Here is a 436-nt window from a genome sequence, read left to right on the forward strand (position 1 = left end):
GTGACATCCTTACTCGTCAATGAATATCTCACTTTCATCCACTCTAAGTAGTTCATCACGGAGTGATGCTCTACCATAACGCCTTTCGGATTCCCAGTAGAACCGGAGGTGTAGATGACATACATTACGTTCTTTGCTGTCGCTTCACCTATCGGAGAAAGAGTACTCTCTTGTGCGATCATTTCTTGATCTCGATCTAGGCAAATGGCTTCGATTCCTTCTGTTAACCATCCTTGTAACGACTCCGTCGTGACAAGGACCCGGATCCCCGCATCCTCTAAAATATACTGCAGTCGCTGCTCTGGATAGGCTGGGTCAAGAGGAACATAGGCCCCTCCAGCTTTCAAGATCCCCAAGAGTCCGATCATCATCTCGGGAGAGCGTTCGACACATAATCCAACCAGTGACTCAGGCCCCACTCCGCGCTTCTGTAGAT

At 48.9% G+C, this 436-nt stretch carries 1 protein-coding gene; it reads right to left on the reverse strand.

The window, feature by feature from the left end:
* A partial coding sequence (locus RM446_RS24695) for an AMP-binding protein (RefSeq protein ID WP_311547843.1) occupies nt 1-419 on the reverse strand: 419 nt, incomplete at its 3' end.
* Nucleotides 420-436: the final 17 nt, after the last annotated feature.

It is taken from the genome of Streptomonospora wellingtoniae (assembly GCF_031845375.1).
Lineage (GTDB): Bacteria > Actinomycetota > Actinomycetes > Streptosporangiales > Streptosporangiaceae > Streptomonospora > Streptomonospora wellingtoniae.